This is a genomic window from Streptomyces sp. NPDC093094, assembly GCF_044754345.1.
Classification (GTDB): Bacteria; Actinomycetota; Actinomycetes; order Streptomycetales; family Streptomycetaceae; genus Streptomyces.
Genome location: NZ_JBIVOX010000004.1, coordinates 478,532 through 504,973, shown reverse-complemented (window position 1 = coordinate 504,973; position 26,442 = coordinate 478,532). Strand labels below are relative to the sequence as shown.

The 26,442-nt window shown below is 69.9% G+C and carries 24 protein-coding genes and 1 pseudogene; 9 read left to right on the top strand and 16 right to left on the bottom strand.

Annotated features, from left to right (window positions below; genetic code table 11):
* Nucleotides 1-132: 132 nt before the first annotated feature.
* The 3 genes from ACIQGV_RS10900 to ACIQGV_RS10890 all read right to left on the bottom strand — a co-directional run bounded on the left by ACIQGV_RS10900 (nt 133) and on the right by ACIQGV_RS10890 (nt 3,641).
* On the bottom strand, nt 133-1,071 hold the full coding sequence (locus tag ACIQGV_RS10900; protein ID WP_402493121.1) for an NADP-dependent oxidoreductase: 939 nt from the start codon (nt 1,069-1,071) through the stop codon (nt 133-135).
* 1,128 nt (nt 1,072-2,199) lie between these two features.
* The gene (locus ACIQGV_RS10895) at nt 2,200-2,541 is read right to left on the bottom strand and encodes a hypothetical protein (RefSeq protein ID WP_402493119.1); all 342 of its coding nucleotides are present in this window, start codon (nt 2,539-2,541) and stop codon (nt 2,200-2,202) included.
* Between the two features lie 41 nt (nt 2,542-2,582).
* On the bottom strand, nt 2,583-3,641 hold the full coding sequence (locus tag ACIQGV_RS10890; RefSeq protein WP_402493117.1) for an aldo/keto reductase: 1,059 nt from the start codon (nt 3,639-3,641) through the stop codon (nt 2,583-2,585).
* Between the two features lie 104 nt (nt 3,642-3,745).
* Here ACIQGV_RS10890 and ACIQGV_RS10885 point away from each other — a divergent pair, with 104 nt between their 5' ends.
* Nucleotides 3,746-4,375: a TetR/AcrR family transcriptional regulator gene (locus ACIQGV_RS10885; protein ID WP_402493115.1), complete on the top strand. Its 630-nt coding sequence runs from the start codon at nt 3,746-3,748 to the stop codon at nt 4,373-4,375.
* A gap of 84 nt (nt 4,376-4,459) precedes the next feature.
* Here the strand turns inward: ACIQGV_RS10885 and ACIQGV_RS10880 are convergent, their stop codons facing one another.
* The 3 genes from ACIQGV_RS10880 to ACIQGV_RS10870 form a co-directional block, all read right to left on the bottom strand.
* Nucleotides 4,460-4,642: a hypothetical protein gene (locus tag ACIQGV_RS10880; RefSeq protein WP_402493114.1), complete on the bottom strand. Its 183-nt coding sequence runs from the start codon at nt 4,640-4,642 to the stop codon at nt 4,460-4,462.
* 334 nt (nt 4,643-4,976) lie between these two features.
* A complete protein-coding gene (locus ACIQGV_RS10875; RefSeq protein ID WP_402493112.1) occupies nt 4,977-5,276 on the bottom strand; it encodes a DUF6342 family protein in 300 nt (99 codons plus the stop codon).
* Nucleotides 5,277-5,424: 148 nt separating this feature from the next.
* On the bottom strand, nt 5,425-5,613 hold the full coding sequence (locus ACIQGV_RS10870) for a hypothetical protein (RefSeq protein WP_402493110.1): 189 nt from the start codon (nt 5,611-5,613) through the stop codon (nt 5,425-5,427).
* Between the two features lie 133 nt (nt 5,614-5,746).
* On the opposite strand from ACIQGV_RS10870, the gene ACIQGV_RS10865 reads away from it, so the two are divergent.
* Nucleotides 5,747-6,082, top strand: a complete 336-nt coding sequence (locus ACIQGV_RS10865) for a hypothetical protein (RefSeq protein ID WP_402493108.1) — start codon at nt 5,747-5,749, stop codon at nt 6,080-6,082.
* Between the two features lie 1,049 nt (nt 6,083-7,131).
* Entirely contained in the window at nt 7,132-7,320 is a 189-nt protein-coding gene (locus ACIQGV_RS10860; RefSeq protein WP_402493107.1) for a hypothetical protein, read from the top strand.
* A gap of 492 nt (nt 7,321-7,812) precedes the next feature.
* Here the strand turns inward: ACIQGV_RS10860 and ACIQGV_RS10855 are convergent, their stop codons facing one another.
* From ACIQGV_RS10855 to ACIQGV_RS10845, 3 genes are read right to left on the bottom strand one after another with little or no spacing between them, the layout of a single operon-like run.
* On the bottom strand, nt 7,813-8,859 hold the full coding sequence (locus tag ACIQGV_RS10855) for a hypothetical protein (protein ID WP_402493105.1): 1,047 nt from the start codon (nt 8,857-8,859) through the stop codon (nt 7,813-7,815).
* Nucleotides 8,860-8,895: 36 nt separating this feature from the next.
* A complete protein-coding gene (locus tag ACIQGV_RS10850; RefSeq protein WP_402493103.1) occupies nt 8,896-9,780 on the bottom strand; it encodes a hypothetical protein in 885 nt (294 codons plus the stop codon).
* On the bottom strand, nt 9,780-11,075 hold the full coding sequence (locus tag ACIQGV_RS10845) for a hypothetical protein (protein ID WP_402493101.1): 1,296 nt from the start codon (nt 11,073-11,075) through the stop codon (nt 9,780-9,782). Before ACIQGV_RS10845 ends, ACIQGV_RS10850 begins: the two co-directional genes overlap by 1 nt.
* Nucleotides 11,076-11,655: 580 nt before the next feature.
* Here ACIQGV_RS10845 and ACIQGV_RS10840 point away from each other — a divergent pair.
* Complete coding sequence (locus ACIQGV_RS10840; protein ID WP_402493205.1) at nt 11,656-12,222, top strand: phosphohydrolase; 567 nt, start codon at nt 11,656-11,658, stop codon at nt 12,220-12,222.
* 113 nt (nt 12,223-12,335) lie between these two features.
* Entirely contained in the window at nt 12,336-13,343 is a 1,008-nt protein-coding gene (locus ACIQGV_RS10835; protein WP_402493099.1) for a hypothetical protein, read from the top strand.
* A gap of 233 nt (nt 13,344-13,576) precedes the next feature.
* Here ACIQGV_RS10835 and ACIQGV_RS10830 read toward each other — a convergent pair whose 3' ends face one another.
* Nucleotides 13,577-15,139: an alpha/beta hydrolase gene (locus ACIQGV_RS10830; protein WP_402493098.1), complete on the bottom strand. Its 1,563-nt coding sequence runs from the start codon at nt 15,137-15,139 to the stop codon at nt 13,577-13,579.
* A 1,061-nt stretch (nt 15,140-16,200) separates the two neighbouring features.
* A complete protein-coding gene (locus ACIQGV_RS10825) occupies nt 16,201-16,797 on the bottom strand; it encodes a TetR/AcrR family transcriptional regulator (RefSeq protein ID WP_402493097.1) in 597 nt (198 codons plus the stop codon).
* A gap of 71 nt (nt 16,798-16,868) precedes the next feature.
* On the opposite strand from ACIQGV_RS10825, the gene ACIQGV_RS10820 reads away from it, so the two are divergent.
* Nucleotides 16,869-17,399 (top strand): GNAT family N-acetyltransferase, encoded by a 531-nt coding sequence (locus ACIQGV_RS10820; protein ID WP_402493095.1) that lies wholly within the window; start codon nt 16,869-16,871, stop codon nt 17,397-17,399.
* 466 nt (nt 17,400-17,865) lie between these two features.
* Here ACIQGV_RS10820 and ACIQGV_RS10815 read toward each other — a convergent pair.
* Nucleotides 17,866-18,009: pseudogene (locus tag ACIQGV_RS10815) on the bottom strand (amidohydrolase); the annotation flags it as partial.
* 242 nt (nt 18,010-18,251) lie between these two features.
* Between ACIQGV_RS10815 and ACIQGV_RS10810 the strand changes: the two are divergent.
* A complete protein-coding gene (locus ACIQGV_RS10810; protein ID WP_402493094.1) occupies nt 18,252-18,662 on the top strand; it encodes a hypothetical protein in 411 nt (136 codons plus the stop codon).
* A gap of 434 nt (nt 18,663-19,096) precedes the next feature.
* Here the strand turns inward: ACIQGV_RS10810 and ACIQGV_RS10805 are convergent, their stop codons facing one another.
* The 3 genes from ACIQGV_RS10805 to ACIQGV_RS10795 all read right to left on the bottom strand — a co-directional run bounded on the left by ACIQGV_RS10805 (nt 19,097) and on the right by ACIQGV_RS10795 (nt 23,855).
* Nucleotides 19,097-19,342 carry a hypothetical protein gene (locus ACIQGV_RS10805; protein ID WP_402493093.1) on the bottom strand — a complete coding sequence of 82 codons (246 nt, stop codon included), beginning with the start codon at nt 19,340-19,342 and terminating at the stop codon, nt 19,097-19,099.
* A gap of 566 nt (nt 19,343-19,908) precedes the next feature.
* The gene (locus tag ACIQGV_RS10800; protein WP_402493091.1) at nt 19,909-23,190 is read right to left on the bottom strand and encodes a WD40 repeat domain-containing serine/threonine protein kinase; all 3,282 of its coding nucleotides are present in this window, start codon (nt 23,188-23,190) and stop codon (nt 19,909-19,911) included.
* A gap of 2 nt (nt 23,191-23,192) precedes the next feature.
* Nucleotides 23,193-23,855, bottom strand: coding sequence for a DUF7019 family protein (locus tag ACIQGV_RS10795; RefSeq protein ID WP_402493090.1), 663 nt, complete (start codon nt 23,853-23,855; stop codon nt 23,193-23,195).
* Here ACIQGV_RS10795 and ACIQGV_RS10790 point away from each other — a divergent pair.
* A complete protein-coding gene (locus ACIQGV_RS10790; RefSeq protein ID WP_402493088.1) occupies nt 23,783-24,481 on the top strand; it encodes a LuxR C-terminal-related transcriptional regulator in 699 nt (232 codons plus the stop codon). The two genes, ACIQGV_RS10795 and ACIQGV_RS10790, sit on opposite strands and share 73 nt — an antisense overlap.
* On the opposite strand, the gene ACIQGV_RS10785 is transcribed toward ACIQGV_RS10790, so the two are convergent.
* Nucleotides 24,403-25,377, bottom strand: coding sequence for a hypothetical protein (locus ACIQGV_RS10785; RefSeq protein ID WP_402493086.1), 975 nt, complete (start codon nt 25,375-25,377; stop codon nt 24,403-24,405). The two genes, ACIQGV_RS10790 and ACIQGV_RS10785, sit on opposite strands and share 79 nt — an antisense overlap.
* Before the next feature lie 61 nt (nt 25,378-25,438).
* Here ACIQGV_RS10785 and ACIQGV_RS10780 point away from each other — a divergent pair, with 61 nt between their 5' ends.
* On the top strand, nt 25,439-26,110 hold the full coding sequence (locus ACIQGV_RS10780; RefSeq protein WP_402493084.1) for a TetR/AcrR family transcriptional regulator: 672 nt from the start codon (nt 25,439-25,441) through the stop codon (nt 26,108-26,110).
* Nucleotides 26,111-26,442 lie beyond the last annotated feature (332 nt).

Genomic DNA, 26,442 nt, shown 5'->3' with positions numbered 1-26,442 from the left:
AGAGGCCCTGAACCACCGTGGATCGGGATGGCCCGGGCACCGCCCCCGGTCGTCCGGAGGATCACCTCGCCCCAGCGCCGGATCAACACGAGTACGAGGCCAAGCAGCGCGGACGTCCGTCCCGCACAGTCCCTAGGGTACGAGCACGATCTTGCCCTGGACCCGTCCGGTTTCGCTCAGCTCGTGGGCCTTCGCGGCCTCGGTGAGCGGGAGGGTCTCGGAGATCGTGGGTCGTATGCCGTGTGCGTCGACGAGCTCGGCGAAGGCGGTCAGTACGGCGGGGGTGGGTTCCAGGAAGAACTCCACGAACCGCACGCCGAGTTCGGCAGCGCGGGCCATGACCGCGGTGCGGTCCACGCCGACGCCGACGACGTCGACCAGGATGCCCCCCGGCTTGAGGGTGGGCAGGGAACGCGGGCCGTAGTCGTTGCTGACGGTGTCGAGCACGGCGTCGATGTCGCGCAGGGTCGAGAAGTCCCGGGCCGTGTAGTCGATCACCTCGTCGGCGCCGAGTCCGCGCAGGTATTCGTGCTTGGCGGCGCGGGCGGTGCCGATGACGTACGCGCCGCGGGCCTTGGCGATCTGTACGGCGAGGTGGCCGACGCCGCCGGCCGCGCCGTGGATCAACACCCGCTGTCCCGGCTGTACGTCGGAGAGGGTGATCAGGGCCTGGTAGGCGGTGAAGCCGGAGATCGGCAAGGCGGCGGAGCCGACGTGGTCGAGAGTGCGCGGCTTGGGCGCGATGCGGTCTTCGGTCACCACCACGTGGTCGGCATGACTGCCCTGCGGCGGGACGGTCCAGCCGTAGACCTCCTCGCCCGTCGCGAAGCGAGTCACGCCCTCGCCGACGCCCTCCACCGTGCCGCTGAACTCGTGGCCGAGGACGAACGGCGGAGGGCCGAAGAAGTCCACCTTGCCGATGCGGACCTTCCAGTCCGCGGGGTTCATACCGGTGGCCCGTACGCCCACGAGCACCTCGCCGGGGCCCGGGGAGGGAGTGGGTGTCTCGGCAAGTTCCAGGACGTCGGAGCCGCCGATGGTCTGCTGGGTGATCACGCGCGTCATCGTCATGCCGAGCATTCTGCGCCGGATGATCATGAAAGGGAAACGGTTTCGCCGCCCGGCGGTGTTGTGGCGTTCCGGACATCGCGCCCCGGTGAACCTTCAGGTCACCGCACCGACCAGTGGCCTGAGTCAGAGATTCGTCGTTACCGGTAGTTCGTTGAATCCGGAGGTGGAGGTCGATGCCGTGTCCGTCGGTGACCGCGTCGGTCAGGGCCTGGAGCTCGGAGGGCGGGTCGGTGTCCGTCCGGGCTCGCCACCACCGGGTGAGGGTGGCGGCGGGGGTGAGCCAGGAACGGATGGCTCGTAAGCCCTTGGGCCGGCAGGGCCGGTGAGGCAGGGCCGGCCCCCCTCTCTGACCCCTCGTCGGGGCATGGGTCCGGCGCGGTGGTCTCCAGGGGGCCGGGTGGGGCGAGCCGTTGGTCCCGGCAGAAGGAGAAGGCGCAGTTGACCAGGGTCTGGTGGCGGCGGACGGCGCGGTCGGAACGGGCCTGGGAGTCGGCCCGGCCGCGTCGGGGTGGGGCAGGTCGATGGCCAGGTACCAGGTGGCCTTCTCCGGCAATGCGGCTGGGGCGGTGGTGGCCACGACCAGCCGGCGGGGCGAGTCGGGTCCGTAGCCGCCCAGGCGGGCGTCGGCGGCCCACCAGGTCATGGTGTGCCCGTCGAGGAAGTGACGCCGAACGAGGGTCCAGTCGCCGGGACGCCTGGCATCGCGCCAGGTCAGGGCGTGGGCGACTTCGACGGGAGTGTGCGGCTGGCCGGCCCGGGCCCAGGTGCCGCGGTGCGGCTCGAGGGCGGCCACGTGGGCCGGGCCGGCCTCGCGCAGGGCGAGGTGCCAGTCGTCGCCGGCTTGAGCAGACGCAGTCGGCGACCACCGCCCGGCAGCCGGAGCCCGCCTCCTTCCCGCGGGCCGCGAGGGCGGCGGCCGGCTGCGGTTTCGTGCGGAAGGCCGGATCGGAGCGGCCGCGGGCGAAGTGACGGGCGGAGGTGCAGGGAGTCGCGTGCAGCGGGTAGTACACGTGGCCGTCGGTCCACACCGTGGTCACCGTGACGACGCCGCTGCCGGTCTTGCCCTACCGGCCCGGCCACTGCCGGCCGACGTGCGCGGTGGCCGTGCCGTCCTTGCGGTCCCCGGAATCATCCGGTCACGACGCCCCCTCCGTCGTGCGGAGCCGTCGCCGACTGCTCGCGCAGCAGCTCAAGCCGCCGGTCGTCGACCCGTTCGGCCTCCCAGGGGGCCTCGGTCCCGTCGGTCAACGGGCGTCGCGCGGGGCGGCCGGGCACGGCCGGGTGGAGGCGAGCCGCATGACCAGCCCTCTGCCCGAGGGCGATCGGATCCGCGGTCTCGGCGTCCAGCAACCGTATGCCGTATGTGTTCTCACCGGCGCCAAAGACGTCGAGAACCGTGCCAAGCCGACCCTTGTGTTTGGCTGAGCCGCTGTTCGCGGGGTCTGATCTGGTGTTCTCCACGGCGGACATGTCCGTCACGGTCACCCATCACGAGAGCCACCGATGTCACGTCATGCAGCAGGCGGAACCGCGACATCACCTACCGGCGGGTTGAGGCGAGCGAAGCCTTCTTGGCGCTGGTAAGGGAAGTACGGGTAGGCCGCCACCTTGTCGCTCGCCGCATTGAGTTTCGCCAGCTGGTCGGGCGTGAGAGTCCAGCCGACGGCACCGAGGTTCTGGCGGAGCTGCTCCTCGTTGCGGGCGCCGATGATGACGGAGGAGACGGTCGGCCGCTGGAGCAGCCAGTTGATGGCGATCTGCGGGATCTTCTTGCCGGTCTCCTGAGCGATCTCGTCGAGGGCATCGACCACACGGTAGAGGTGTTCGTTCTCGACCGGCGGGCCGTAGTCCGCGGTGTCGTGCAGTCGGCTGTTGGCCGGCAGGGGCTGGCCTCGGCGGACTTTGCCGGTGAGCCGCCCCCAGCCGAGGGGGCTCCAGACGAGGGCTCCGAGGCCCTGGTCCAGTCCGAGGGGCATCAGTTCCCATTCGTAGTCGCGGCCGATGAGGGAGTAGTAGACCTGATGGGCGACATAGCGTGGATGGCCGTACCTCTCCGCGATCGAGAGGGACTTCATCGCCTGCCATCCGGAGAAGTTGGAGATGCCGAGGTAGCGGACCTTTCCTGCTCGTACGAGATCGTCGAGCGTGGACAGGACTTCCTCGATCGGCGTGCCGGCGTCGAAAGCGTGCAGTTGGAACAGGTCGAGGTAGTCGGTACCGAGCCGGCGCAGGGCGTCCTCGCACGCGGTGATCAGACGTGAACGGGAGGAGCCCGCATCGCCTGGACCGTCACCCATCGGCAGGCTGGTCTTGGTGGACACGATCACCCGGTCCCTGCGGCCTTTGATCGCTTCGCCCAGCACCTCTTCGGAGGCGCCGCCGGAGTACACGTCGGCGGTGTCGAACATCGTGATCCCGGCGTCCAGGCAGATGTCCACGAGGCGGCGCGCCTCTTGCGCATCGGTGTTGCCCCAGGCGCCGAACAACGGCCCCTGGCCGCCGAAGGTGCCGGCACCGAAGCTCAGTGCGGGGACCATGAGGCCGGATGCACCCAGTCGCCTGTATTCCATGACTGTTCCTCTCGCGCCACCTGACTGGCTAATGGTTCTGGAGTTCCGTTAACGTGTTCCTCAACGTAGCAGACGTGAGCGATTAACGAAACTGGAGTCCCGTTATGGGGTTTGAGAGTGCGGATCCGGGGACCGTCCGTCCTGGAGGGCGCACGGCGCGGGTACGGTCGGCGGTGCTGCAAGCGGCTGGGGACGCCTTGGCGGAGCACGGCTTTGCCCACCTGGACCTCGCCGACATCGCGCGCCGCGCCGAGGTGGGCAAGACCACCGTCTACCGCCGCTGGGGAACGGTGACCAGCCTGGTGGCCGACTTGCTTGTGGACATGGCCGAGCAGTCACTGCCGCGCACCGAGACCGGCTCGCTGCTCGGCGATCTCAAGGCCAACGCCCGGCTCGTGCAGCGCACCTTGGCCGACCCGCGGCAAGGAGCACTGTTCAAGGCAGTGATCGCCGCCGCCACCTGCGAGGCCAAGACAGCCGAGGCCCTGCACAGCTTCTACGACGTCCGCGTCAAGGAGTGGGCGCCCTGCGTCCAGCAAGCCGTCGAGCGGGGCGAGGTACCCGAGGGCACCGACGTCCACGAGGTCATCCGTGCCGTCTCCGCCCCCCTCTATTACCGCCTGCTGACCACGGGCGACCGTCTCGACGAAGCCGCCGCGGACCAGGCCGCCGAGGCCGCCGCAGCCGCAGCGCGCGCGGGAGCGTACCTGCGGGGTGAGCGAGGTCCTGCGTGACCGCCTTCCTGCATCCGTCCGAGTACTGGTCACCGTGCGCGATCTCCAGGGGCACAGGGGCTCAAGGTTCCGTCGCCTACGTGGTCATGAGCCGCCCTGCTCGCCGGCCTCGGGTGCCTCCAGGTGCCACATGAGGCGCTCCGCGATGAACCGCGGCTCCAGCGCACGAGGCTCGGGCGCGTCGCCGCAGACGAACACGCCGCCAGCCAGGTCCGGTTGCCACTCGCAGCGGTGGACGTCGCACAGGAAGACACCGACACACCACAACCCTCCAGGGGACGACGGCCCGCTTCCGGCCGGCCGTCTCCCCCAGCGACGACGGGGCCGGTGAGATGGTCCTCCCCTGCACCGTCACCGCTGCACTGGACCGCCACGGCCCCTGCATCAGCGCCCGCGCAGTCGCTGCCCGCTCTGCACCGAGGAGCACCAGGCCGTGCGCGAACAGCTCCCCGACACCGGCCGCGGCTGACGTCGGCAACGAGAAGGGCCCGCCGACCTGACCGGTCGTGCGGGCCCTTGTGCCGTGCGGGCGGAAGGCGGACAAGCTCACGCGATGACACGGCCTCGTCGCCCGCCACGAGGTTGCCCCAGAAGGGTTGCCTCAGTAGTGGAGGTCCTTCTGCTCGGTGATCAGGCGCCCGGCGATGTGCAGGTTGCCGTCGGAGTCGAGCACCGCGATGATCTTCTTCGTCGAGCCGTGGTGGGTCGTGAAGTAGATCTTGTCCGCCTCCTGCGAGCTGGAGTAATTCGTGTTCACGGACAGCTCGATGCTCACCGGGGAGCTGATGAGCACGTCCTTCTTCGGCGAACCCGGGTAGACCTGGCTCTCCCGCAGCCGGATACGGCCGTGAGTCTCCCCCTCATCCCAGTCCGTCGCCACTCCGAGATCGATGTCAGCCATGTGACTTCCCCCTTCAGATCCGGTGGATGAGTCTCCGGTCCGGGCCATCACGAGACGCCCGAAACCACGGCAGAATCTATACGGACAGTCAAAGATCAGTAACTGGAAGTTATGCGCGTGACTGGATTTCGACCCAGACAGTCCGGAATCAAGGTTCAAGACACCAGACAGTGGAAATGCCCGAAAATCGCAGTGACAGCCGAGGTCCTACTGACTTGACTCCTGGGCCGCCGCCCGCGAGGGCGCGAAACACACCATCGCCCTCCGCGCCAAGCAGGCCGAGCAGGCCGAGCTTCACGGCGGTGGCACGAATGCGATTGCTGGTCAGCTCGCCCAACGGGCCTCCTTCGTCGGTGCGTCGGTGGTGAAGAGGCGGGTCCCGGTCAGCTCGTCATGGACCGACAGCGGACGACGGCCGCGCCCGCCTCAGCCACTACCGCCTCCGCGGCCACCGACCCCCATGGCCGCGGATGCACCTCTACACTGCCATCGCTCCGGTGCTCCCTTCCGTCGCCTTCGACAGCCTTGGAGGTCTCAACGCGATGAACCTTGCAGACACCAAGAGGCAGTTCCAGAGCATCGTGGAGCAGCACCGTGACGGCATGCCGTTGGATGCCACGGCCCGCGCAGCGATTCTGGCCGAACTGGCCCATGCCTACCGGCTCGCGATGCAGAAGATCGACCGATTCACCGCCGAACAGCGCGGGCAGCGGCCTGGCTTCCTGCCGAGGAACACACGGAACGGGCTGGTCGGCAAGCTCGACAGACTCCATTCGTCTGCCAAGGCGGAGCTGGGACTCGACTGACGCACCTCGGCACTGCCGCCAAGCAGGGCGACCGCACTCACCCGGGCACCGACAGCGCGACTGCGGCTGCAGCACTGGGCATCGTTCTCCACGGTGTTGTCCGTGTACCGTTCGTCGTCAGCGCTCCCCTGGCTGCCCGCATTGCGCAACCAAACGCGTCCGCGGATGTCTTGGTTGCCCCACTCTTTGTCCAGTGCGTTCTCGTTGGCGAAGAGGACATGGACGCGAGTCAGAGCCGAGGAGTCCGCCCTGAATCGCTGCGTTGCCGGATACGGCAGGACTTCTTCGAGGTCGCCATCATCATCGTTGAACAGCTTGGCGGGGACCAGGCAGCCGACCGGACGAGCCGCGTAGACGTCCGCCACGGCGATGGAGCCGTCCTGCCGATCAGGGTGTGGTCGACTCCTGAGACCCCTTCACCGCTGCGGAGCGGCAACTGAAGGAGCTCAGTGCTCCCGGCGAGGCAGGGTCTCGTCCATGACGCCGGGTGCGGAACGACCGTCGGCCGGTCTCACCACTCGTCGTCCTCCGGACGCGGTCGGTTCCGGGACCTGTCACCCGGCGACGAGTCCTTTCGCCTCGCCCTGCGGCCCCATTCCCTGAGGCTGAGGAGAGGGGACCAGTGCGGCGCCCTGTCCTTCCGTGTGGTCCGTGACGCTCGTCTGCCGCGCTCCTCCCGCTCCTCCCCGACCGGTGACCCCGGACGCACCGGCCCCGGAGGAAGGGCGAATCCGGTCTTCGGGTCTGCCGGCAGACGGTGTCGGGAATCGTGCACGGGAGTCGGCCGGAGCGCCGGAGGAACGGACGGCGTTCCGCTCCGGCCGGTCGGCCGGCCCTGGGGCGGGTCTGCCGGTTCGCCGCCCGGCGGACGACCGTCCTCGTGGGGATCGCGATTCGGCGCAGAGGGCGCCGTGCCGGGCTGCGGCGGTGAGGACTCGGAAGGCGACGGGGAAGGGAGGGGGGCCGTCGACGGCTCGCTGATGTCCTCGGCGACGACGACGGAGCGTGTCCCGGTCAACGCCTGTGCGTCTCGGGCCCGGCGCCAGCCGATGGACACCGTGCAGGGGAGCCTGCTGTCCTTCGCCATGTGCCACGGGACATCGGCGTCGTCCGCCGGCCAGAACATCTCGTCCGCCGACCAGAACGTGCCGCTCTCCGGCACAGGCCGCGAGGGAACCGCCGTCTCGGTCCGGGCCGCCGTCCACGGCGCAGGACCCGGCGGCGGCTCATGCGGCTGATGCAGCCTGCTCGGGTGGGTCTCCCAGTCCGCCCGCATCCACTCCTCGTACACGAGGGCCGCCCAGTGCGCGTAGCGGTCCCGGAGTTCGCCCAATGCCGGCCCCTCGCCGTCGGCCCCGGCGAGCGGCGCGCACCAGCCGACGAAGCAGTACAGGGGGCGCGAACCGTCGGAGTTCATGGAGGTGCTGATCTCCGCGGCACGGCAGGCGACCCCGACCAGCCGACTGCTCCGGTTCTGGGCGAGCAGGAACCGCGGCCCCTGGTCCAGGTCACGGCCACCTGCCGTGACTCCTGTGATCACGGCGGCCAGCCAGTCCGGTTCCACGTCCGCGGGAACCGCGCGCCACCAGCGGTCCGCCCGTCTGGTGCGTCCGTAGACCACGGGGGTCCATATGTCCTTGCCCGGACCCTCCCGCTCGCACCGGTGGGGGGCGGCCTCGCTCGCACCCGGGTGCTCGTCGGGTTCCCCCGGCCGTCGCGGCTCGTCCGGCTCAGACATTGCTGATCCTCACTCCGTCCTTGAAGACGGGAAGGTCTTTGAGCTCATGCGCGACACGCTCCTGGAATTCTCGGGTCAGCTGTTTGATCCGGGCGATCTCCTCCGCCTGTTTGCGGGCCTTTCTCACGGCCTCGGCCAGTTCGAGATGACTGCCCTTCCGCCAGAAGCCGGGACGGTGGTCCGCGGCCTCCCGCTCACGGAGGCGCACCTCCTCACGGAGCTCCGCCTCCGTCTCCTGCAGCTCGAGGCCGATCTCCTCCAGGTAGCGAAGCAGGGAAAACAGCAGCGGCTTGTGCAGACTCATGGGACGGACGGCCTGGGGGTCCACGTGCTGGTTCTCCTCGGCACCGAAGTGACCCAGCATCACCGGGCACACGAGGGTGGTGACACCCGGCTGGAAGCAGATCGGCAGCACGCCCCTGACGTCGTCCACCAGCTGATCCAGGATGGCGCCGGCTTCGGTCGGGAAACGCGCCTCCGCGACCAGATCCGCTTTGGTCACCAGGACGACGATCACTGGATAAGGCCGGCCGGTCTTCCGCCGGATGTCGATCGTCTGCTGGACGAAGTAGGTCATGCGCTGGGCCTTGGTGGCGCGTTGCACCCGCCTGACCGTGTTGGACGTCACCGGATCCCGCAGGTACCTGCCGTCGAGCACCAGATAGACCGCGTCCGACAGATCCAGCCGCGCGATGAGGGTGGAGGAGTCGCTGTCCTCGCCGCGCACCTTGTCGTCCAGGGCGCCGCCGCGGTAGTCCAGCCAGTCGACGGAGAGCAGCGGGTTGAGGTGCTCCCGGAACACGAAGGAGTACGACTTCAGCTGATCTGCCGCGGTAGGGGGCGGCAGCATTCCGTCGTCGACCAGCGCGTCCCATGCCTCGGACAGATCGAGATCCTGGTCCGGATCGGTGGCGTGCAGGAAGTAGTCGTCCAGACCTGCCGACAGGACCGAGTACATCCCCAGCAGGAAGGTCGTCTTGCCCGAGAGACTCGGGCCGAGCATGGTGACGGTGATCTCGTCGATCTCATCGGTACTCACAGCATGGCCCCCAGCTCTGTGGCATGGTGCTTGGCTTCAGAACACCGGCAGCTCGTCCAACAGCTCCTCAAGCTTCTGACCCGGCTCGATGAGCGGCTCGAGCTGTGCGTACTGGGCCTGCGCCCGACCCAGCATCTCGGCGGCGCTGTGCCCGGGGTGCGGTTCGCCCCGCCAGGCCGCCAGCCACCGCCCCATCAGATGGTTCTGTGCCTGGTACATGGCTGCCTGCTGCATGGCGGACTCGATCTCGTTGTCGAGTTCCTCGGCGCGTTTCGCGATGGCCCAGTAGAGACAGAAGAGCACCGGGCCCACGATGTTCCGCGGTCGCGGGCCACAGGCCAGCTCGACGATGGTTCCGTACACGTACGGGCTCTGCCGGACGGCGTTGATGAGCGGGTCGAAGGCACTGTTGAGCCGCCCGGTGTCGTGGTCCTCGCCGAGCAGATCGCATTTGGTCAGGGAGATGACCAGCGGCACGAACGTCGTCCTGTCGGCGAGCGCCGCCGTGATCGGCGCCATGAGGGTTCTGACCTTGCGTGCCCCACGGGGCGTGGCGATCAGCTCGTACGCGTCGACGAAGACGACGAGCGCGTCCGCCGCGAGCAGGTCACGGCGCAGGTCCGCCGACTGCTGCGAGGTGGACCGCTCGGTGAGCGCGCCGCCACGGTGGTCGCGCCAACGAAAGTCGACCAGATCGCTCAGCCCGTGCCGCAGTTTCAGGTCGTACACCTGCCGGTGGTCCGTCGGCGGCGGATAGTCCCCGCGCAGTACGGCCTGAGCCGCGCGGAGCAGGTGCTTGTGCTGGGCCCTGTCCTGGCAGAGCACTTCGAAGCCGTACGAGCCGCTGTTCAAGGTGCCGTACATCAACGCCATGTAGGTCGTCTTGCCGGCCTGACTGTGTCCGAGCATCACGATGTTCATCAGGTCACCCCGTCCCCGGTTCCGAGCGGATCGCCGGCGGGGTCGTATTCATGCTTGTCGTACAGGTCGCGGGAGTGCGCACCCGGCGCAGTGCGCGTCGGCCGCACAGGGTGCGACGCGGCGGCGGGAGCGGGAGCAGCCCTCGAACGGGCGTCGAGCCGGGTCAGCAGCGCCCGGGTGTCGTTCGTCTCCGGCAGCCGGCCGAGCAGGTACCGGGCCTTGTCCCGGTGCTTGTCCGTCAGGAATGCCGAATGAGACTGCCCGACGGCTTCGGTGACGGTGTCGAGCGCCGTCCGGGTTGCGCCACGCCCGAGGTGGCGCTCCGCGATGTGCAGCAGGTGGTATGTGGGATCTGCAGCCATATGGGCGGGCACGCCCAGGTCGACAGGCCAGTCGTCGTCGCACAAGCCGGTGGCCTCGGCGGCCTTGTCGAAGTGCTCGTCGTACGTCTGCCGGTGGAGCAGATGGAACCCGTCCATGGCGGCGACGACGCACAACGCGACAATACGGCTTGCCAGTTCGCGGTTGACCTCCATCAGTTCGGCGTCGCTCGTCGGCATCGGCAGCGGGAACGCCTCGCGTGCACTCGCCGTCCTGTTCAGCGTCTCCACGCGCTCCGGCGTCCACGCGGTCCGGGCCGGGAACCTCAGGACATAGACCTGCTGACTGGCCTGGATCCGGCTGCCTCCGCGGCCTGCGTTCAGGTGACAGCCGCCGATGCGCACGTCGAGCAGGTACATGTCGTGTGAAGTCTCGATGATGAGTGCGGGCAGATCTCGCAGGTCGTTGTCGTAGAGCCGGGCGTGCGGCCATGCAAAATGCCGGTCGGTGAACAGCACCCGGAGCAGGTCCGACTGCTCGTACGATCCCAGGTCCCCTCTCACACGCCCGCGGAGTCCGTGCCAGGGGGATCCCTCCTGGTGCGCGTCCGGCATCAGGAGGGCCAGCAGCGGCTTCTGTGAAAGATCCCGATACTCGAGTTCGAGATTCTCACGGATGCTGCCGGGAAGGCCGTGGAACGGGTAGTACTTGAGATCGATCTTCATCTGTACCTGGGTACGCCGATCGGCTTCCTGCCGACTGGCCTGCTCCTGGGCCAGCTGGCGTTTCAGCCGCGCTTCCTCACGAAGGTTGTCCGACCGCAGCCGTTCGAGCTCCTCCTCGTGCGCCTGCGTTTCCCGGCGCTCCGTGGCGGCGGCCCTTCGATCATCAGCTGCCTGCCGGTACTGCATTCCTGCGACCAGCACATTGCTCACAGCACTGACGATTTCGCCCGCACCGATCATGTCACCCATGAGTCCCCCTGGCAGACGGCCGAAGAGCCTCCAGGGCCCCCGACACCCCGACTCACCCAACTGCGCGTCTTCTATGTGGAATCGGGGGAAGAGACCTCGGTACCGCACTTCTTCGCGGTGAGACATACGCACGCCATGAGGACGAGCCGGGGCGGTACCGGTTCTCAGCCATCGTTCTCCTCTTCTCACGTGTCGGGAATCACCCCACCTTCACCAGGGACAGCCATGGCCGTTCCACGCCTCACGGTTCGTACGCCGCTGCAGCGGTCACGTCGTTACGCCGGCAAAGTTCCGGGCAGCCGCTTGCGCGCTCAAGGCACCGCCCAGACAGATCCGTCCGTCTGGTTCGAAGGTACGACGACGGCGTCAGCGCTGCGTCATTCGACCGTCATCGTTCAGCGGACAGGAGGCCGACAGCATGACCACCGCACCCGCCACCGGCCTGCGCACGCTCACCACCCCCGGCCCTGCCCTCGATGGCCTCTTCGATGTGTACGCCGACGTACGGCTGACGGACACAAAGGCGGGCCGTGGTCCGTACCCTGACACGGTGACGACCGAAGCCGCCTTGTCGAGGGCCATGAGCTGCACCGTCGACCCGCCGCTGCGCCCACTGCCGGATTGCGTCGTGGAGCTTCTGATCGAGCTGGGGAGTCCGCCGCGGCCGACAGCTCACCTGCGAGCCGTTCACGATGTCGCGCACCAGCTGGTCGACTGGATGGAGAAGCGCTGCCCAGCCCTGCTGTTCGACCGCGAGGCGGTGCTCTTCGGAGCCGCGACACATGACATCGGGAAGACCGTGCACGTCTCCGAGCTCTCCGGGCCCGGATCGGCGCACGAGGAGGCTGGACAGGCTCTTCTGCTCGGCCGCGGGACGAGCCCGGAGCTCGCCCGCTTCGCCGCGACACATGCGTCGTGGACGGAGTCGCGTGTCGGTCCGGAGGACCTGCTCGTCAGTCCCGCCGACAAGATCTGGAAGAACAAACGCGTCTCCGGCCTGGAGGATCTCGTCGTTGCCCTGCTGGCCGAAGCAACCGGGCGGGCGGCGTGGGAGGAGTTCATCGCACTCGACGAAGTCCTCTCCCGCATCGGCGATGACGCCGACGCTCGCCTGGCGTTCCAGGCGTCCTTCCCGGTCCACGCCTGAGAGAGCCGCGAACGGCGCGGTTGTTTTCGGACTCCCCTGCGGAACTGTGTGCTCCTCCCGCGCCCGGGGAACACCATGTTCCCGGAGTGAACGCATGACACGGGGGGAGTGCCATGGAAGACCTGGCAGCTGTGGCGATCGGTGTTCTGGCCGCGACCGTGACGGGCACCGCCACGCACTTCGGACAGGAGAGTGCTGCCGCGGTCGTTCACGTGGTCCGCGAACGGCTGGGCAGTACGAGACGCGGGCAGACCGCGCTTGCGGAACTGGAGGCGGCACCAGGCGATCCGCGGGCCCGGGACGAGGCGGTGACGGCACTGCGCGGGGAGGTCCGGGAGGACCCTGATCTCCAGCGGACCCTGGCAATGCATCTGGACACTTCGACGGCGCAGACAAGCGGCAGCGTGACCTTCCACGGGAGCAAGGTCCGCGGCAGCCAGATCGCGCTCGGGTCGATCACCGTCAACAAGCCCGGTTCGACCGGCGCCACGGTGGGGCTCGTCGTCGTGGTCCTGGCCCTGGTCGCACTGATCGTCTACGGCGGTGTCAGCCTCTTCTCCGACGCCTCGGCGGACAACGGAGAAGAGGAACAAGGCAAACCCGGCACCGCCGTAAGGGCGTTGAGTGCGGCCGAGACCGAGCGGATGCTTCCCGGGCTGTCGGACCTGCCCGGGAAATGGACCATGGACAGGCCGCCCTTCGTCGAGGACGGCAGCAAGTGCCACGCGGGCCGGGCCGACTACCGTGGCGCCGACGGGAACGGCCGCAGCGACGTCAAGCTCCGCTTCGAGGTGTACGCCTGCCCGAACGCGCAGACGGCGGCGAGGGGATACACCGACATCGTGAAGGCGCGGCAGAACCCGGCCGGCTACCGCGAGTCGCCCTATCCCGCCAAGAAGTGGGGCGACGAAAGCACGATGGCCTCCTATACGTACGAGGATTCGGAACTCGCGGATCCCAGCCAGGTCGGGCAGCATCTGATGGCGCGGGCGCGTGTGGGTACCGTTGTCCTCCAGATGCACTACGGACCCGACCGTGACCTGCCCGACTTCGAGCAGCGGGCCGAGGAACTCGTCCGCGTGATGTGTGAGCGCGCCCGCGCGGCCCAGGCAAGCTCCTGAGGGCCTTTTGCGCCGACCACCTGGGAGGGCCGCCTCTTCGACCGGCTGCTGCAGGAATTCCCGGCCCGGCTCACCGGCGCCCGCCGCGCAGGCATCGTGTGACGGCTCCTCGTCCGCCGGGAGCCAGCCCATGACGGCCCGGCGCGCTGCGCGAGAGCAGCAAAGTGCCGAAAGGTGCTCCGCACGACGGCCGGGCCTGACAGGCCCGGCCGTCGTTCCCCGGCAGGGTGTGTTCAGAAGCGGGGCGCGCCCGGTTCCTGGGGCGGTACGGGGGCGATGCCCTGGTTCAGTCCCGCGGACTGGCCAGGCTTGCAGGTGACGTCTCCTGCCGGCAGCCTTCCGGTGCTCAGGTAGGAGTTGATGTTCCGGTCGGCGCACGAGCGCGGGTCCGTGGTGTAGACACCGTGGCCCTCACCGCCCTTGACGTAGACCAGGCGCGAGCCCTTCAGCGCGCGATGCATGCCGAGGCCGCTGGTGAGGGGTGTCTGGGAGTCCCACTGGTTCTGCACCATGAGCAGGCCCACGCGGTTGTTCACCTTCGTGGCGGGCTCGGCGGGCTTCCCCCAGTACGCGCAGGGCACGATGTTGGAACCGAAGTCGCCGTACAACGGGTACTTGCCCTTGTTCCGGATCGCGTCACGCCGGTACTGCTCCGGGTCGCGCGGCCATGCCGCGGTGTCGCCGCAGACCACCGTCCAGAAGGCGGCGGTTCCGTTGTCGACCGGTGCTCCGGCGGCGGGAGCCGCGAAGCGGCGGGGTTCCCGCGCGCCGCCGGACAGGACCGAGGGCCGTGCAACTGTCCGGCCCTCGGCGGCCCTCTTCACGTCGACGACCGCCTCGGCCGCGGCCTCGGGGCTGAAGAAGACCGGGCGCAGGCCGGCGCGGATGTCGTCCCCGCTGACCTTCTGGCCGTCGAACTCGATCGGATCGCGGTCGGCCCGCTCGACCAGCTTCCAGAACGTCTTCCTCACCTTGGCCGCGGTGTCACCGAGCTTGTAGGTGCGGTGGCGCTGGGCGGTCCATCTGGTCCACCGTGTGAACGCGGGCTCGCTGCCCTCCGCCCAGACCTGGATCATGCCTCGCCACACCCGGGCGGGGTCCACGGCGCTGTCCAGCACGAACCGGTCGGTCCGTCCGGGGAACATCTGCGAGTAGACCGCGCCCAGATAGGTGCCGTACGAGTAGCCCACGTAGGAGATCTTCTTCTCGCCCAGTACGGCGCGGATGACGTCCATGTCGCGGGCGGTGTTGCGGGTGGTGATGTACGGCAGGACGTCGCCGCTCCTGGCGCGGCACTTGTCGGCGACGGTCCGCGCCCACTTGACGGTGCTGCCGAACGTCTCCGGCTTGTAGGAGTGCTCGATGTTCTCCTCCGCCGCGCTCGTCAGCCCGCACGTGACCGGGCTGCTGCGCCCCACGCCCCGCGGGTCGAACCCGATGAGGTCGTACTGCTCGCGGACCTGCTTGGGCAACCCGTCCTTGATCCAGGCCGGCATCTCCAGTCCTTCACCGCCCGGACCACCGGGGTTGAAGAGAAGCGCACCACGCCGCTTGCCGGGAACGCTGGTCTTCATGCGTGAGATGGCCAGCTTGATCGTCTTGCCCTCGGGGTGGCTGTAGTCGAGCGGGACCTTGATCGTCCCGCACTGGAACGCGGCGGGCAAAGAAGCGTCGCAACGGTGCCAGGCCGGTCTCTGGTTCTCGAATGCCTTCAGCGGTGCTGCCGCGGATGCCGGCGACGGAGCGAGAGCGGGGACCAGTGTTGCCGTGACCCCCACGGCAAGCAAGGGTGCCATGCGTCCAATCCGCACGAGTGCCGTTCCTTCCTCTCAACTTCCAGGACGGAACGACGATTTCGCGTCCGTGGACGCGGCGAATCCAACTGTGAGGCAGACTTCCTGCTACTCCGGGCGGACAGAGAAAGTACGTACGGAGGAGAACCCGGAGGCGTGAATTTACGTCCGTGCCCGCGCAATCGGCGGATTCAGGACCGCAGGCCCCCCGAACCGGCCACTTTCTTGCCCCTGTTGGCCCTGCACCCGAGCCGGAGCCCGCTCCGGGAGAGGGGCCGTGCGGCTCGCCACGGCCGCCGGGGCACCGGTTCGCCGACCGTCCCCAGGGCGGGCCGTCCGCCGCGAGATCGCCACGGAACCTTCCGAAGGGTTTCGCGCTGGAGGGCCGGCAGCCGGTCTCGGAGGCAGTGCTGCAATCGCACTGCTGCATGGTTGAGTTGGTGTGCGGCCGAGCTCGGGGCAATCTCACAGCTGGAGTGAAACCTGTGGCTGCCGTGTACCACCGTGCGCCGGTGACGACCCGTCACGGGCAGCAGGACTGTCGGCAGGTGTGGACCATGTACGGATCACACCTCCGCGCCTCACCACGATCCGGGCAGAGATGACGGATCCCGCTTGCCCGGCCGGCCGACCCGGCCCCGCCCGTTCGCCGGCCCGCCGCCGACTGCGGCCGCGGCGCCTCCTCCGCCCGCAATCCCAGCCCGCCCACCACCGCCGTCACCGTCTGCGCCGACGACGGCGACCCGTCGGCCTGGAACGCCTGCTGCACCGTCGTACGGCCCAGCCGGGTCCGGGTGGCAAGCTCTGTTTCCCGGTGAAGCGAGCCCGGGCCGGCCCGGCTTCCTGCGCAGTTCGGCCAAAGCCGTATCGGCGGTGTGACCGGTCCGCTCGTCGTGCACGCGCTCGCCCCGGGGCGCGATGCGTCCGCAGGTGTCCGTCCTCGTTCCGGCGCACCACGCCGGACATCGGTTCCGGGACCTCCGTCCCTGCCGACGCCCCATCCCCTGGCGGAAGTCCGCGCCGGAAGGGACGGGAGTGGGGCCGGCGTCGGGTGGGCCAGGCCGTCAGCCGCCGTTCGCGCTGCCGTCGCGCAGCAAGGCGAGCTGGTGCTCGACGGCCGCGGTGAGCCGGCTCTCGTCGTCGGTGGCGAGGAGGTCGAGCAGGGCGCCTCGCAGTACGGCCAGGGCCAGGGTGCGGCGGGTGGCGCCGACCTCGCTGTCACGTTCCGACGGCGGCTGGCAGTCGGCCAGGACGCCGAGCCAGTCCTGAACCGTCGCGCGGGCGAAACCGGCCCAGGGCCCGTCGGGCTGGACGAGGGAGCGCGTGTACGCCTCGGCCCACAGCCTCAGCAGCGGCCGGTGCTCCTTCGCGGCGAGCCACGTCCAGACCCGCTCGACGGCCGGCACCAGTCCGGTGGGGTGATCGGGCTGCCTGGCCCGGTCCAGAAGCGCCGTCTCGTCGGCCCGGGCGCGTGCCAGCAGCGCCCGCACCAGGCCGTCCTTGCTCTCGAAGAGGAAGAGCAGGACTCGTGGGCTGGAGCCGATCGCTTCGGACAGCGGGCGCAGCGACAGATCGGTGAGGCCATGAGCGAGGGCGTACCGGTACGCCGCTTCCAGCAGCTCGACCTGCCGGGCGGAGGGGTTTGGCGCTTCCTGGGGCATGCGGCTAGCCTAACTGAAACAACTGTTTCAGTGACGCGTGCAGAACGATCACGAGGCCAGGAGAGCAGCTCATGCCGCAGCAGGACCACAAGCACGTCGTCGTACGCCGCGCCGACCGTCCCGGCGATCTCGGATGGGTGGTGATGGCCCACGGCGAGGCATACCACCAGCAGTTCGGCTGGAACACCGACTTCGAGGCCCTGGTCGCCAGGATCGTCGCCGACTACGGCGCCGACCACGACCCGGCCCGTGAAGCGGGCTGGATCGCCGAGGTCGACGGCCGGCGTGTGGGCTGCGTCTTCCTCGTCACGGGCGAGCAGCCGAAGGTCGCCAGACTGCGGATCCTGCTCGTCACCCCGGAAGGCCGCGGCCTTCGCCTCGGCACCCGTCTGGTCGCGGCGTGCCTGGCCTTCGCCCGCGAGGCCGGCTACGAGCAGGTGACCCTGTGGACCAACGACGTACTGACCGCGGCACGCAAGATCTACCAGGGCTTCGGCTTCACCCTCACCGACGAGGAGCGCCATCACAGCTACGGCCACGATCTCGTCGGCCAGAACTGGATCCTCGACCTGCGCGCCGGCGCGGAGGCCGGCGACAGCTGACCGAGGACAGCGAAACGACGGGGCCACCGCCCCGAAGCCGCACCCGAACGAGGCGCACAAGACGCACAGGGTGGTGCAGTCCAGCAGGTCCGCCTTGCGCTCCTTCAGCCGGCGCCAGATGCGGGAACCCTCACAGACGGACAAGTGTCCAGGATCCACAGACCATGCGCCGCCGGACCGAGAACCGTGGACCGATTGCAGCGCGGCCAGAAAGTTCTCGGCGCCCTTCCCTCGGTGACCGAGGTTCTCAGGCGACCGTCATCGACCGAGCAGCAGCCGAGTACCGCTTCCGTCCCGGCTCGGCGCGCGACACCGGCGGCACTCCCGGGCCCGGTCCGAAGCCGCCGCGGCAGCGAGCTCAAGCGTGTGGCCGGCACCCGGACTCTGACATCGGCGATGTCCGACGAACCCGAATACACCCCCGGCGCGGGCGGGGCAAGTGCGACCCCGGAGCACCGCCCGGCCCGAGCACGGTGCGGACAGCGAGTGCCGCCCCCAGCCCGGCAGCGGTGATCAGGTTGCGCCCGCAGGCATGTCCCAGACCGGGTAAGGCGTCGTACCCCAGCAGCAGCGCCACCGCGGGCCGGCCCTCGCCGAAACGCGTGGCGAAGACGTACCCGGGGTCGTCGTGCAGGGCCGACGCCACCCGTCACAGGGCGTCCGGCCCGCTCTCGCACCCCTCGCGGACACGGCGGGTGCAGAGGGTGTCAAAGACACGGCGTGCCGGACCTCAGATCACCCGGCACGGGTGATCAGCCGCCCCGGCCCGCCGCGCATGCTCGGAAGTCACCCGTGGATTGCGGCGCCGCACCGCGCCGGCAAACCGACGACAACGACGAAAGAGGAGCGGCCATGACCACGACCACGACCCGCCGTCATTCGGGCACAGCCGATGCCGTGGCCGGCGGACTGGTGACGTTCGCCGCAGTCCTGCTGTTCATCGCCGGCATCCTGGACTTCTTCCGGGGCATCATGGGGATCGCCAATGACGACATCTACGTGTCCACCCCGAACTACGTCTTCAAGTTCGACCTGACCAGCTGGGGCTGGATCCAGCTGACCCTCGGAGTGATCGCGATGGCCGTCAGTGCCGGCCTCTTCACGCGCGCGACATGGGCCAGAGTCGCTGCCGTCCTCATCGCGGGACTGCTGATCATCGCCAACTTCCTGACGATCCCGTACTACCCGTTCTGGTCGATCACCCTGATCGCGCTGTACGGGTTCGTCATCTGGGCCATGTCCGTGGCCCGACGGGAACCGTGACGACGACAGGCGTCGGCTCTGCCCAGGGTCGCAGCCGCCGACACTGCGAAGCGTCAGCGTCCTCCCCCGTGCTCCGGCCACACCGTCCGGAACCCCGTGCAGATCTCTCGCACCTCCTCGGGGCAGGCACCGGGCTTGCGGGCAAGGCTCGCAAGCACCGGTTCCGCCAAGGGGAAGGGCCTGCATGCCGCGTCAGGACTCGGGTCGCTGCAGCCTGGTGCCGATCACCTGCCGGACCCTCGACGGGCTCACCGTCGTCACTCCGCACGGCGTGATCGACCACAGCCGCCGCGGGCAGCTCCGCGCGCACCGGCTCCCGGGGCTTGAGACGCACCTTCGTCGTGCCGTCCCTGTCGGACGGCACGCCCTCAAGGCCGGTGCCGCTGCCGCAGACGGGCAGCGCGGCGACTGCCAGGTCCGTCCTCACGGACCTCTCACCGATCTTCGCTGTCCCGGACATCAATGTCGCAGTCCAGGTCGGGAAACACCTTGAGCTGTTCCTCGACCGCTTCCCGGACGTCACCGGCCAGCGACACCGACACCCCAGCGGGAGTGTCGGGATCGTCCGAGCGGTTGGCGGATCCCACGATCGCATCCGGGTCCAGGTCCTCCAGCGCGTGGAGGACCTCGTCGAGACGGTCGTTCAGGACGGTCGTCGACACGTAGGTACGGACAGTCACGGCTGCCTCCTTCGTCGTAACTCCTGCTTCTTCGGTCAGCCGCCCTCACTCGATCAGTCGGGACGCCCGGCCGAGGACCCTGCGTTCCGTGCGCACCCGCCGGCCGTCGCCTTCACCGCTCCGGCAGAGCACGGCGGGAGTCACAGGAACCATGCCGCCAGCGTCACCGGGCAGGGACGGATCCGCACCCGGAACCGTCCGTCCGGAGGCGAACCATCCCTGCGGAAGCTGCCGGCCCGGTGCGGCAACGGCAGAACGAAGCGCCGCTCCGGCCCCGGTGCACCGCCCCGGCGACAGGATGGACACCTGCTGCAGTCGACGGGTACCGGCTGACTCCGGTTGCCGCCCGGTCCGTCCTCAGGCCGAGCCCTTGACACCTTGACGATCAGGCGGACTTTTCGGGCAGAAATTCATGGATTGCCCAGGTACGACCATAGCCTCAGCGACGGTGAGTCAGGCATGCACCGAACGGCGCTACGGCCCGGCCACGGCAACCGAGCAGACGGGGACGCACCGGTCGAGGACAGGGCCAGGACCGGACCGCCGCGACCGTGGCCTCCCGCCGGTCATCCGGGCGGGCGGGTGTACTCCCAGTCCAGGTCCCAGCACAGCACCGTGCCCACGTTGTCGCACGAGGCGGCGTGGCAGCCGTCCGCGGACAGCGCCACGCCGAAGACCGGTGTGGTGTTGCCTTCCAGGGAGCACACCAGGCTGCCGGTGCGTGCGTCCCACAGCCGTACCGTGTGGTCCAGGGTGCCTGTCAGCAGCAAAGTGCCGTCCGGGGTCAGCGCGAGGCAGGTGACCGCGTCCGCACCGGCTGTCAGTTCCAGCACTCGGGGCAGGTCCGCGTGGCAGACCCAGACGATTCCGGGGGTGCTGAACGGGCCGTGGGCGGCCGCCACGACGCGTCCGTCCGGAGTGGCCACGGCACGCAGGGTGTCACCGGACAACGGCAGGCGCGCGGTGAGCAGCGCCCGTCCGTCCCGGGTGTCAAAGACTTCTGTGCGTCCGTCGTCGGTCACGGTGACCAGGACGTCTCCCGAGACGACGGCCGTGCGGTCTCCCGGGCCGGGAAACGCGTGCAACGGCCGCTGTGCCGAGCGGTCCCACAGGATGCTGAGCCCGCCGCCGTGGTGGGAGAGAGTCAGGGGGCCGTCCGGCGGGTCCAGCTGCAAGGGAGCGCCGTCCGGCCGGTGGAGGGTCGCCGTCCTGCGGGCGGTTGCCAGGTCCCAGACCATGTGCCTGCCGCGCGTGTCCGTGGTGAGAGCGTGCCGGCCGTCGGCGCAGAGCACCGTCTGCCGTACCTCGGCGCCGTGCTCTTCGTCGGCTTGTGCGGCCTGGCCGGTCCGCAGGTCGTGGACAGTGACGACGCCGAAGTAGGAACCCGCCACCACCTGGCGCAGGTCCGGGGTGAACGCCGCGGGGCCCCGGGCCAGGCGCTGATACGTCCGGGTGCGCCATGCCCCCGCGAAAACGGAGCGGCGGCCGGGTGCGCCGGCGCGGTGCCACAGGGGCAGCAGCCGGGGATGGCGCCGGTAGCCGGGCAGGGCTCGGACGGCCTGGAGCTGCTCGAACGCCTGTGCGGTGTGTCCGGTGTCGAGGAGCGCGGCCGCCCGTTCCAGGCCGGCGGCTGCGGTGCGGGCGTCCTCGATGAGATGGGAGGGGGCGCCGGGGCGGGCGTAGCTCCACGGCGCCGCCGGACCGGCCGGCGCCGGCCGGACGACGCCCACCGACTCGCCGTCGGGAATGCTGAGCAGGGCGACCCGGCCGTCCGCGCTGACCGCGGCCTCACTCCCCCTGGCGTCCTCGACGGTCGACAGGCACCGGTTGCCCTCCAGCAGCCACTGCTGCAGTCCGAACCGGTAGTCGGTGGACAGTGCGATCCGCCCGTCACCGCTGACAGCGACCGGGCCGCCGCCCCACGCCTCCGAGCTGCCCAGGTCCCGTACTGCCATGGTCGTCAGATCGATCAGCCGTACGGTGTCGCCCTCGGTGAGCGCCAGGGCGTGACGGCCGTCCGCGCTGAACGCGAAGCGCCGGTTCAGCCGGTCCATGCCGCCCAGCAGCTCACCGCTGCGCACGTCCCACATGCGCAGCAGCCACCGGTGTCCGTCGAAGGCCGCCACCCTCTCCCCGCCGGCGACGACCGTCAGGGCGGCGCCGAACGAATGTCCGTGGTTCTCGAACGGCTCGCTGAGCAGGCGCACGGTGTCCCCGAGCAGCCGCACGGACCCGTCGGCCCCCGACACCGCCACCGTCCCGGCGTCGTCGCTCAGGGCAACCGACTCCACGCCCTGCGACGGCAGGCTCCAGCGGCGCCGGCACCGGCCGTCAGTGATGTCCCACAGCAGGATCCGGCCGCTCTCGTCGGCGGAGACCACGACCTGGCCGTCCGCGCTCATCGCCACGGACTGCACGGGCGCCTCGTGCCCCGCCAGCACCCGCACGGGCCGGACCATGTCGAGGTCCCACACGCGCAGGTCACGCATCCGGTGGGAGACCACCGCCAGGTGCCCGTCGGCACTGACGGCGAACACCGGCCGCCGCATCAGGGTGCTGCGTTGCAGGACCGCGGGCGGCCGCGCGGGGGCCAGCCGGTCGGCCTCGGCGCGGGCCGCGACGACATCGGGGGTGTCCGGCAGCTCTCCGAGCAGCCGCACGGCGCTGTCCCTGTCGCCCCGCTCGATGTGGATCAGGGCCAGCAGGTAGGGGCCGATCTCCCGGCCGCCCTGGCCGGCGCGGACCCCCTCCAGGTCGGCGATCAGATCCCGGTCGGTCATGGCACCCCCACGCCACCGCCGCAGGCCCCGGTTGTACGTGGCGTGGGGATGGCGCGGTTCGGCCTGCAGCGCGCGGTCCCACAGTTCATCGGCCCGCTCGGGGTCGCCGAGATCCAGCAGGGAAAGGGCGTGGTTGGACAGGCCGTCCGCCAGGAGCTGGGCCTCGGTGGGCTGTTCACGCGCATAGGGCTCGCCGGTGGCATCGGCGAACATCTCCGTCAGCTCCCGGGCGATCTCACCGAAGCCTGCCGGCCGGTCTGCGGGGTCCGTGGCGAAGCAGCGTCGCACCGTCTCGGTCAGCGCCTCGGGCATGGACGGGACGACAGGATCGTCGGTGCGCGCCATGAGGAACTGCTCGAAGACCCGGGCGGCGGCCTGCCCGAAACGGGACGGTGGTCCGCCGGCGAACATCTCCCACACGCTCACCGCCCATGACCACACATCGCTCGCCGCGCTCAGCCGCTCGCCCCGCGCCTGTTCCGGAGAGCAGTAGGCCACCGTCATCCCGGCGAAGGTGACCGACGGGTCCGTTCCCTGCCCGGCCGCATCCGGGCCCGCCGTCGACGGACGTGCCCGCGCCAGACCGAAGTCGGTGACCTTGACGGTGCCGTCGCCGGCCATCATCAGGTTGGCGGGTTTGACGTCCTGGTGGACGAGCCCGCGTCGGTGCGCGTGCTCCAGACCCCACGCGGCCTGGACGGCGACATCGAGGATCCTGCCGAGCGCCGCCCCGCGGCCACCGCGGTACAGCCGCCGGCCGCGGACCGCGTCGGCCAGGGTGCCGCCGTCCACCCACTCCGCGAACACCCGGGGAAGACCCTCGATGCGCCGCACGTAGACGCAGTTGACCAGATGAGGGTGGGCGCCGAGCCGGACCCACGCGTCCGCCTCGTTCTCGAAGTCGGCCAAGTCGGCCGGGGAGGCGACCCGTTCCGGCCGCGGCGTCTTCACCGCCAGATCGACGTCCCACTCCCGGTGCCGGACCCGGTGGACCAGGCCCATCCCGCCGGTGCGGATCACCTCCCGCACCTCGTAGACGCCGAGCACGACCTCTCCCGGGGCCCACACCGCTAGTCCACCAGCGCGACGTACAGGGGCGTACCGAGCAGGACCGCGGGCCCGGCGTCCGGCGCTCCGGGCACATGCAGCAGACGCTTCGCGACGAACTCCACCCGCTGCCCCGGACCGGGCATGAGCTCGTTGGCCCGGTGCACCGCTTGCGCGGCCGCCGGTGTTCCCGTCCGGACCGGCCGCTCCTCCTCGGCGGCGATCATCCCGACCAGCGCCTGGATCTGCGGGTCGCTCGCCAGGCCGGCGAGCAGCGAGGGTGTCAGCGACCTGGGCAGCACCGGCTCCGACGGCGGCGGTGAACCCAGCACGTGATGGGCGGAACCTCCCAGCCCCACCACCGTGCGCACGCTCGACCCGCCGAACCACACCAGGCTCGGATCCGCCGGGAACGGACCCCACCGCAGCCGCAGCATCCCCCGGAAGAACCGCCTCGGATCGTCGACCGTCCCGAGTTCCTCCTGGTCCCCCAGAAAGCGCACCAGCCGCTCCAGCCGCGCGCCGCGCTCCTCTTCCCCTGTGTCCTCGACGACGCGCTTGCCGCCGACGACCTTGAGGCTGACGTTCACCTCCGTGGTGCGCTTCTGGCGGAGTGCCGGATCGATCTGCGCCAGCAGCATGTCGACCTTACTGTCGCTCACATACAGGTAATACCGTAACGACACCAGGCGCTCCCGCCTCCCCGACACCTTTCACGACAGGCCCCATTATCGCGGGCCGCCCCCATCGCCGCACGCCTGCTGCACGGTTCGCGGCACCGGCCGGGGTACCGCGCCGTCCCCGCCCGTCACCGTCCTCACGCACTGACAACTGCGCCACCGTCTCTGCTCGTTCACCCGTCGTGCCGTGTCCGCCGCCCTCTGCCTCCGGGCCCGGTGAGGCAGTCTCTCCCCTGCCGCGGATCAGATCGTCACGCGGCCGTACGCCTGGTCGACACCGGCGAAGCACCGCTCCTGGCTCGACACCCCCTGCCGTCCACCGTGACCTCGCTGTACTGACGCCGCGCGAACGTGAGGTGCCGACTCCCATGGGCAAGGGCCCGTCCAACGCCGAACCGACCCGGGAGTTGACGCTGGGCGAGGCGACGGCGAAGACCCATGTGGCCAGGATCCTCGCCGAGCCGACCCTGCGTGACCGGGCCCAGGCCGTCGGCCGAGGCGCAGTTCGCCGGCTCCGCTTGGTTCAGGACACAGTTCTCCTCCGGCGCCGTGCTCAGTGCCGTGTGACCGGCGGACCGCTCAGTTCGTCGATGAGGCGCCGGTACGTCTCGAAGGCCGGCTTGGGGGTGTAGTCGTCGCGCAGCAGGCCGAAGTGGTGGAAGAGTCCCTCGGCGGCGCTGTCGGCGTCTCGCAGGGCGAAGAACGAGTATCCGTCGATGTTCAGGTCGGCGGAGAGGGCGGCCACGGTCCGTACGACGGTTTCGAGGACCGCGGCCTGTCGCTGCTCGTCGCGGCCCGGGCCGGTGGGCCAGCCGTTCTCGCAGACACGGATCGCGACGCTGCCGGGGATGCCGGCCCTGTGCAGGTCGGTGCGCCGGAACGCGGTGAGGACCGCGGTGACCGCCTGCGTCAACTGCTCGGCGGGAACGGGGCGGAACACGTCCGGGAAGAAGTCCAGGCCGACGTAGTCCAGGCTCTGCCGGAAGCGGTCGTCGGCCAGGGCGCCGAGCTCGGGCCAGAAGGTGTCGGCCGGGTTGAAGGTCGGCACGGCGTTGAAGCCGACCGCCACACTGCGCCCCAGGGTCCGGGCCTCCTGTTTGGCCGCGACGACCCCCTCGACGAGCGCGTTCAGGACGTTGGGGGTGCTGCCGTCGACCGCGGGCAGATCGGCGTTGGGCTCTTCGCAGATCTGGACGGACGCCAGGTGCGGCCCACCGGCGCGGACGGCCTCGCGGACGAACTCCAGCCAGCCCTCCAGCCTGCCGGTCGGCTCACGGAACTGCAGCACGAGGTCCAGCTTGCGGCCCCGTTCGAGATACGTCTCGGGGTGGGCGGGCGTGGACGGTTCGAGCGGCGTCACGGTGGCGGCGAACGACTGATAGGCGCGCACCAGCAGGGTGGCCGTGTCGCCTTGGAGCGTGTCGAGCGCCTCGGTGATGCGGTCCGGCGCATCCGGGCGGACCGGGTGGACGATGCCCCGGTCGTCGCCCAGGATCCCGCCGGGATAGATGCCGAAGTGCAAGGTCATACCTGTCCCGCCCTAGAATTTTGGTGTCACCACAACTTTGTGGTGACACTATCATCTGGGCATGGGCCTTCGAGAGACCAAGAAGCAGCAGACCCGCACGGCGATCGCCGACGCCGCCCTGCCCCTCTTCCTGGAGCACGGCTTCGACCAGGTCACGGTCGCCGAGGTGGCTCGGCACGCAGGCGTCTCCACCAACACCGTCTTCAACTACTTCCCCGCCAAGGAAGACCTCTTCTTCGATCGCCAGGCAGAGGTGGAGGGCCATCTCGCCACACTGGTACGCGACCGCGCACCCGGCACCTGCCCGGTGGAAGCCATCCGCGACGACCTCCTGACCGCACTGCGGCACGACGACCCCGCACTGGGACTCCACCCCGACGCGCCCAGGTTCTGGCAGGTCATCCACGGCAGTTCCGCACTGCGCGCACGCGAACGCGAGATCGGCGAACGCGCCGAAAATGTGCTGGCCGGCGCCCTGGCCGAACACCCGCCGAACACCGTCACCGGGGAGAACCCGGACAGCCACCCGACACTCACGCTCCTCGCAGGAGCCATCGCCGGCACACATCGGGCCGCCCTGCGCGAACTGCAACGACGCATCCTGTCCGGCGAGCCACCCGCTGACGCCCGCGACAGCGTCGCCGCAGCGGCGGTCCAGGCATTCGACCTGCTCTGCTCCGGACTCCACCCCGACATCGGCCAGAAATCGAAAAAGGCGCCGCTCTCTCAGTGACCCCGCAGCCCAGCCGAGGCATTCAGACAGTTCCCATACCCGACGCCACCATCAGCCGACGAGAAAACGCCGCCACGCGGCCGGCGGAGTGGCCGCGTCATCAGCTGGATGTCGATCGCTCATCGAACCGACGTGGCACAAGGCGTCACCGGAGCGAGGAGGAGTCCCCGATGCCCGCCAGCAGCTGGAGCTGCCATTCCGGGTCGGGCGGGGCCGCCGCCCCCCCCCCCCCCCCCGCCCCCGGCGGGCCCCCCCCCCCCCGCCCCCGGCCCGCGGACCCCCGCACGAACCCCCGCGGCGGCGCGGTAAACGGGGCCCGGGGGGCGAAACCC

What these genes read in the sequence shown, in the direction of transcription:
- ACIQGV_RS10890 (WP_402493117.1), bottom strand. Translation starts at nt 3,641, where the DNA reads ATGGAATACAGGCGACTGGGTGCATCCGGCCTCATGGTCCCCGCACTG.
- ACIQGV_RS10820 (WP_402493095.1), top strand. Translation starts at nt 16,869, where the DNA reads ATGCCGCAGCAGGACCACAAGCACGTCGTCGTACGCCGCGCCGACCGT.
- ACIQGV_RS10900 (WP_402493121.1), bottom strand. Translation starts at nt 1,071, where the DNA reads ATGACGATGACGCGCGTGATCACCCAGCAGACCATCGGCGGCTCCGAC.
- ACIQGV_RS10840 (WP_402493205.1), top strand. Translation starts at nt 11,656, where the DNA reads ATGAGCTGCACCGTCGACCCGCCGCTGCGCCCACTGCCGGATTGCGTC.
- ACIQGV_RS10780 (WP_402493084.1), top strand. Translation starts at nt 25,439, where the DNA reads ATGGGCCTTCGAGAGACCAAGAAGCAGCAGACCCGCACGGCGATCGCC.
- ACIQGV_RS10835 (WP_402493099.1), top strand. Translation starts at nt 12,336, where the DNA reads ATGGAAGACCTGGCAGCTGTGGCGATCGGTGTTCTGGCCGCGACCGTG.
- ACIQGV_RS10875 (WP_402493112.1), bottom strand. Translation starts at nt 5,276, where the DNA reads ATGGCTGACATCGATCTCGGAGTGGCGACGGACTGGGATGAGGGGGAG.
- ACIQGV_RS10830 (WP_402493098.1), bottom strand. Translation starts at nt 15,139, where the DNA reads ATGGCACCCTTGCTTGCCGTGGGGGTCACGGCAACACTGGTCCCCGCT.
- ACIQGV_RS10860 (WP_402493107.1), top strand. Translation starts at nt 7,132, where the DNA reads ATGGACACCGTGCAGGGGAGCCTGCTGTCCTTCGCCATGTGCCACGGG.
- ACIQGV_RS10850 (WP_402493103.1), bottom strand. Translation starts at nt 9,780, where the DNA reads ATGAACATCGTGATGCTCGGACACAGTCAGGCCGGCAAGACGACCTAC.
- ACIQGV_RS10885 (WP_402493115.1), top strand. Translation starts at nt 3,746, where the DNA reads ATGGGGTTTGAGAGTGCGGATCCGGGGACCGTCCGTCCTGGAGGGCGC.
- ACIQGV_RS10865 (WP_402493108.1), top strand. Translation starts at nt 5,747, where the DNA reads ATGCACCTCTACACTGCCATCGCTCCGGTGCTCCCTTCCGTCGCCTTC.
- ACIQGV_RS10810 (WP_402493094.1), top strand. Translation starts at nt 18,252, where the DNA reads ATGACCACGACCACGACCCGCCGTCATTCGGGCACAGCCGATGCCGTG.
- ACIQGV_RS10895 (WP_402493119.1), bottom strand. Translation starts at nt 2,541, where the DNA reads ATGTCCGCCGTGGAGAACACCAGATCAGACCCCGCGAACAGCGGCTCA.
- ACIQGV_RS10825 (WP_402493097.1), bottom strand. Translation starts at nt 16,797, where the DNA reads ATGCCCCAGGAAGCGCCAAACCCCTCCGCCCGGCAGGTCGAGCTGCTG.
- ACIQGV_RS10785 (WP_402493086.1), bottom strand. Translation starts at nt 25,377, where the DNA reads ATGACCTTGCACTTCGGCATCTATCCCGGCGGGATCCTGGGCGACGAC.
- ACIQGV_RS10845 (WP_402493101.1), bottom strand. Translation starts at nt 11,075, where the DNA reads ATGGGTGACATGATCGGTGCGGGCGAAATCGTCAGTGCTGTGAGCAAT.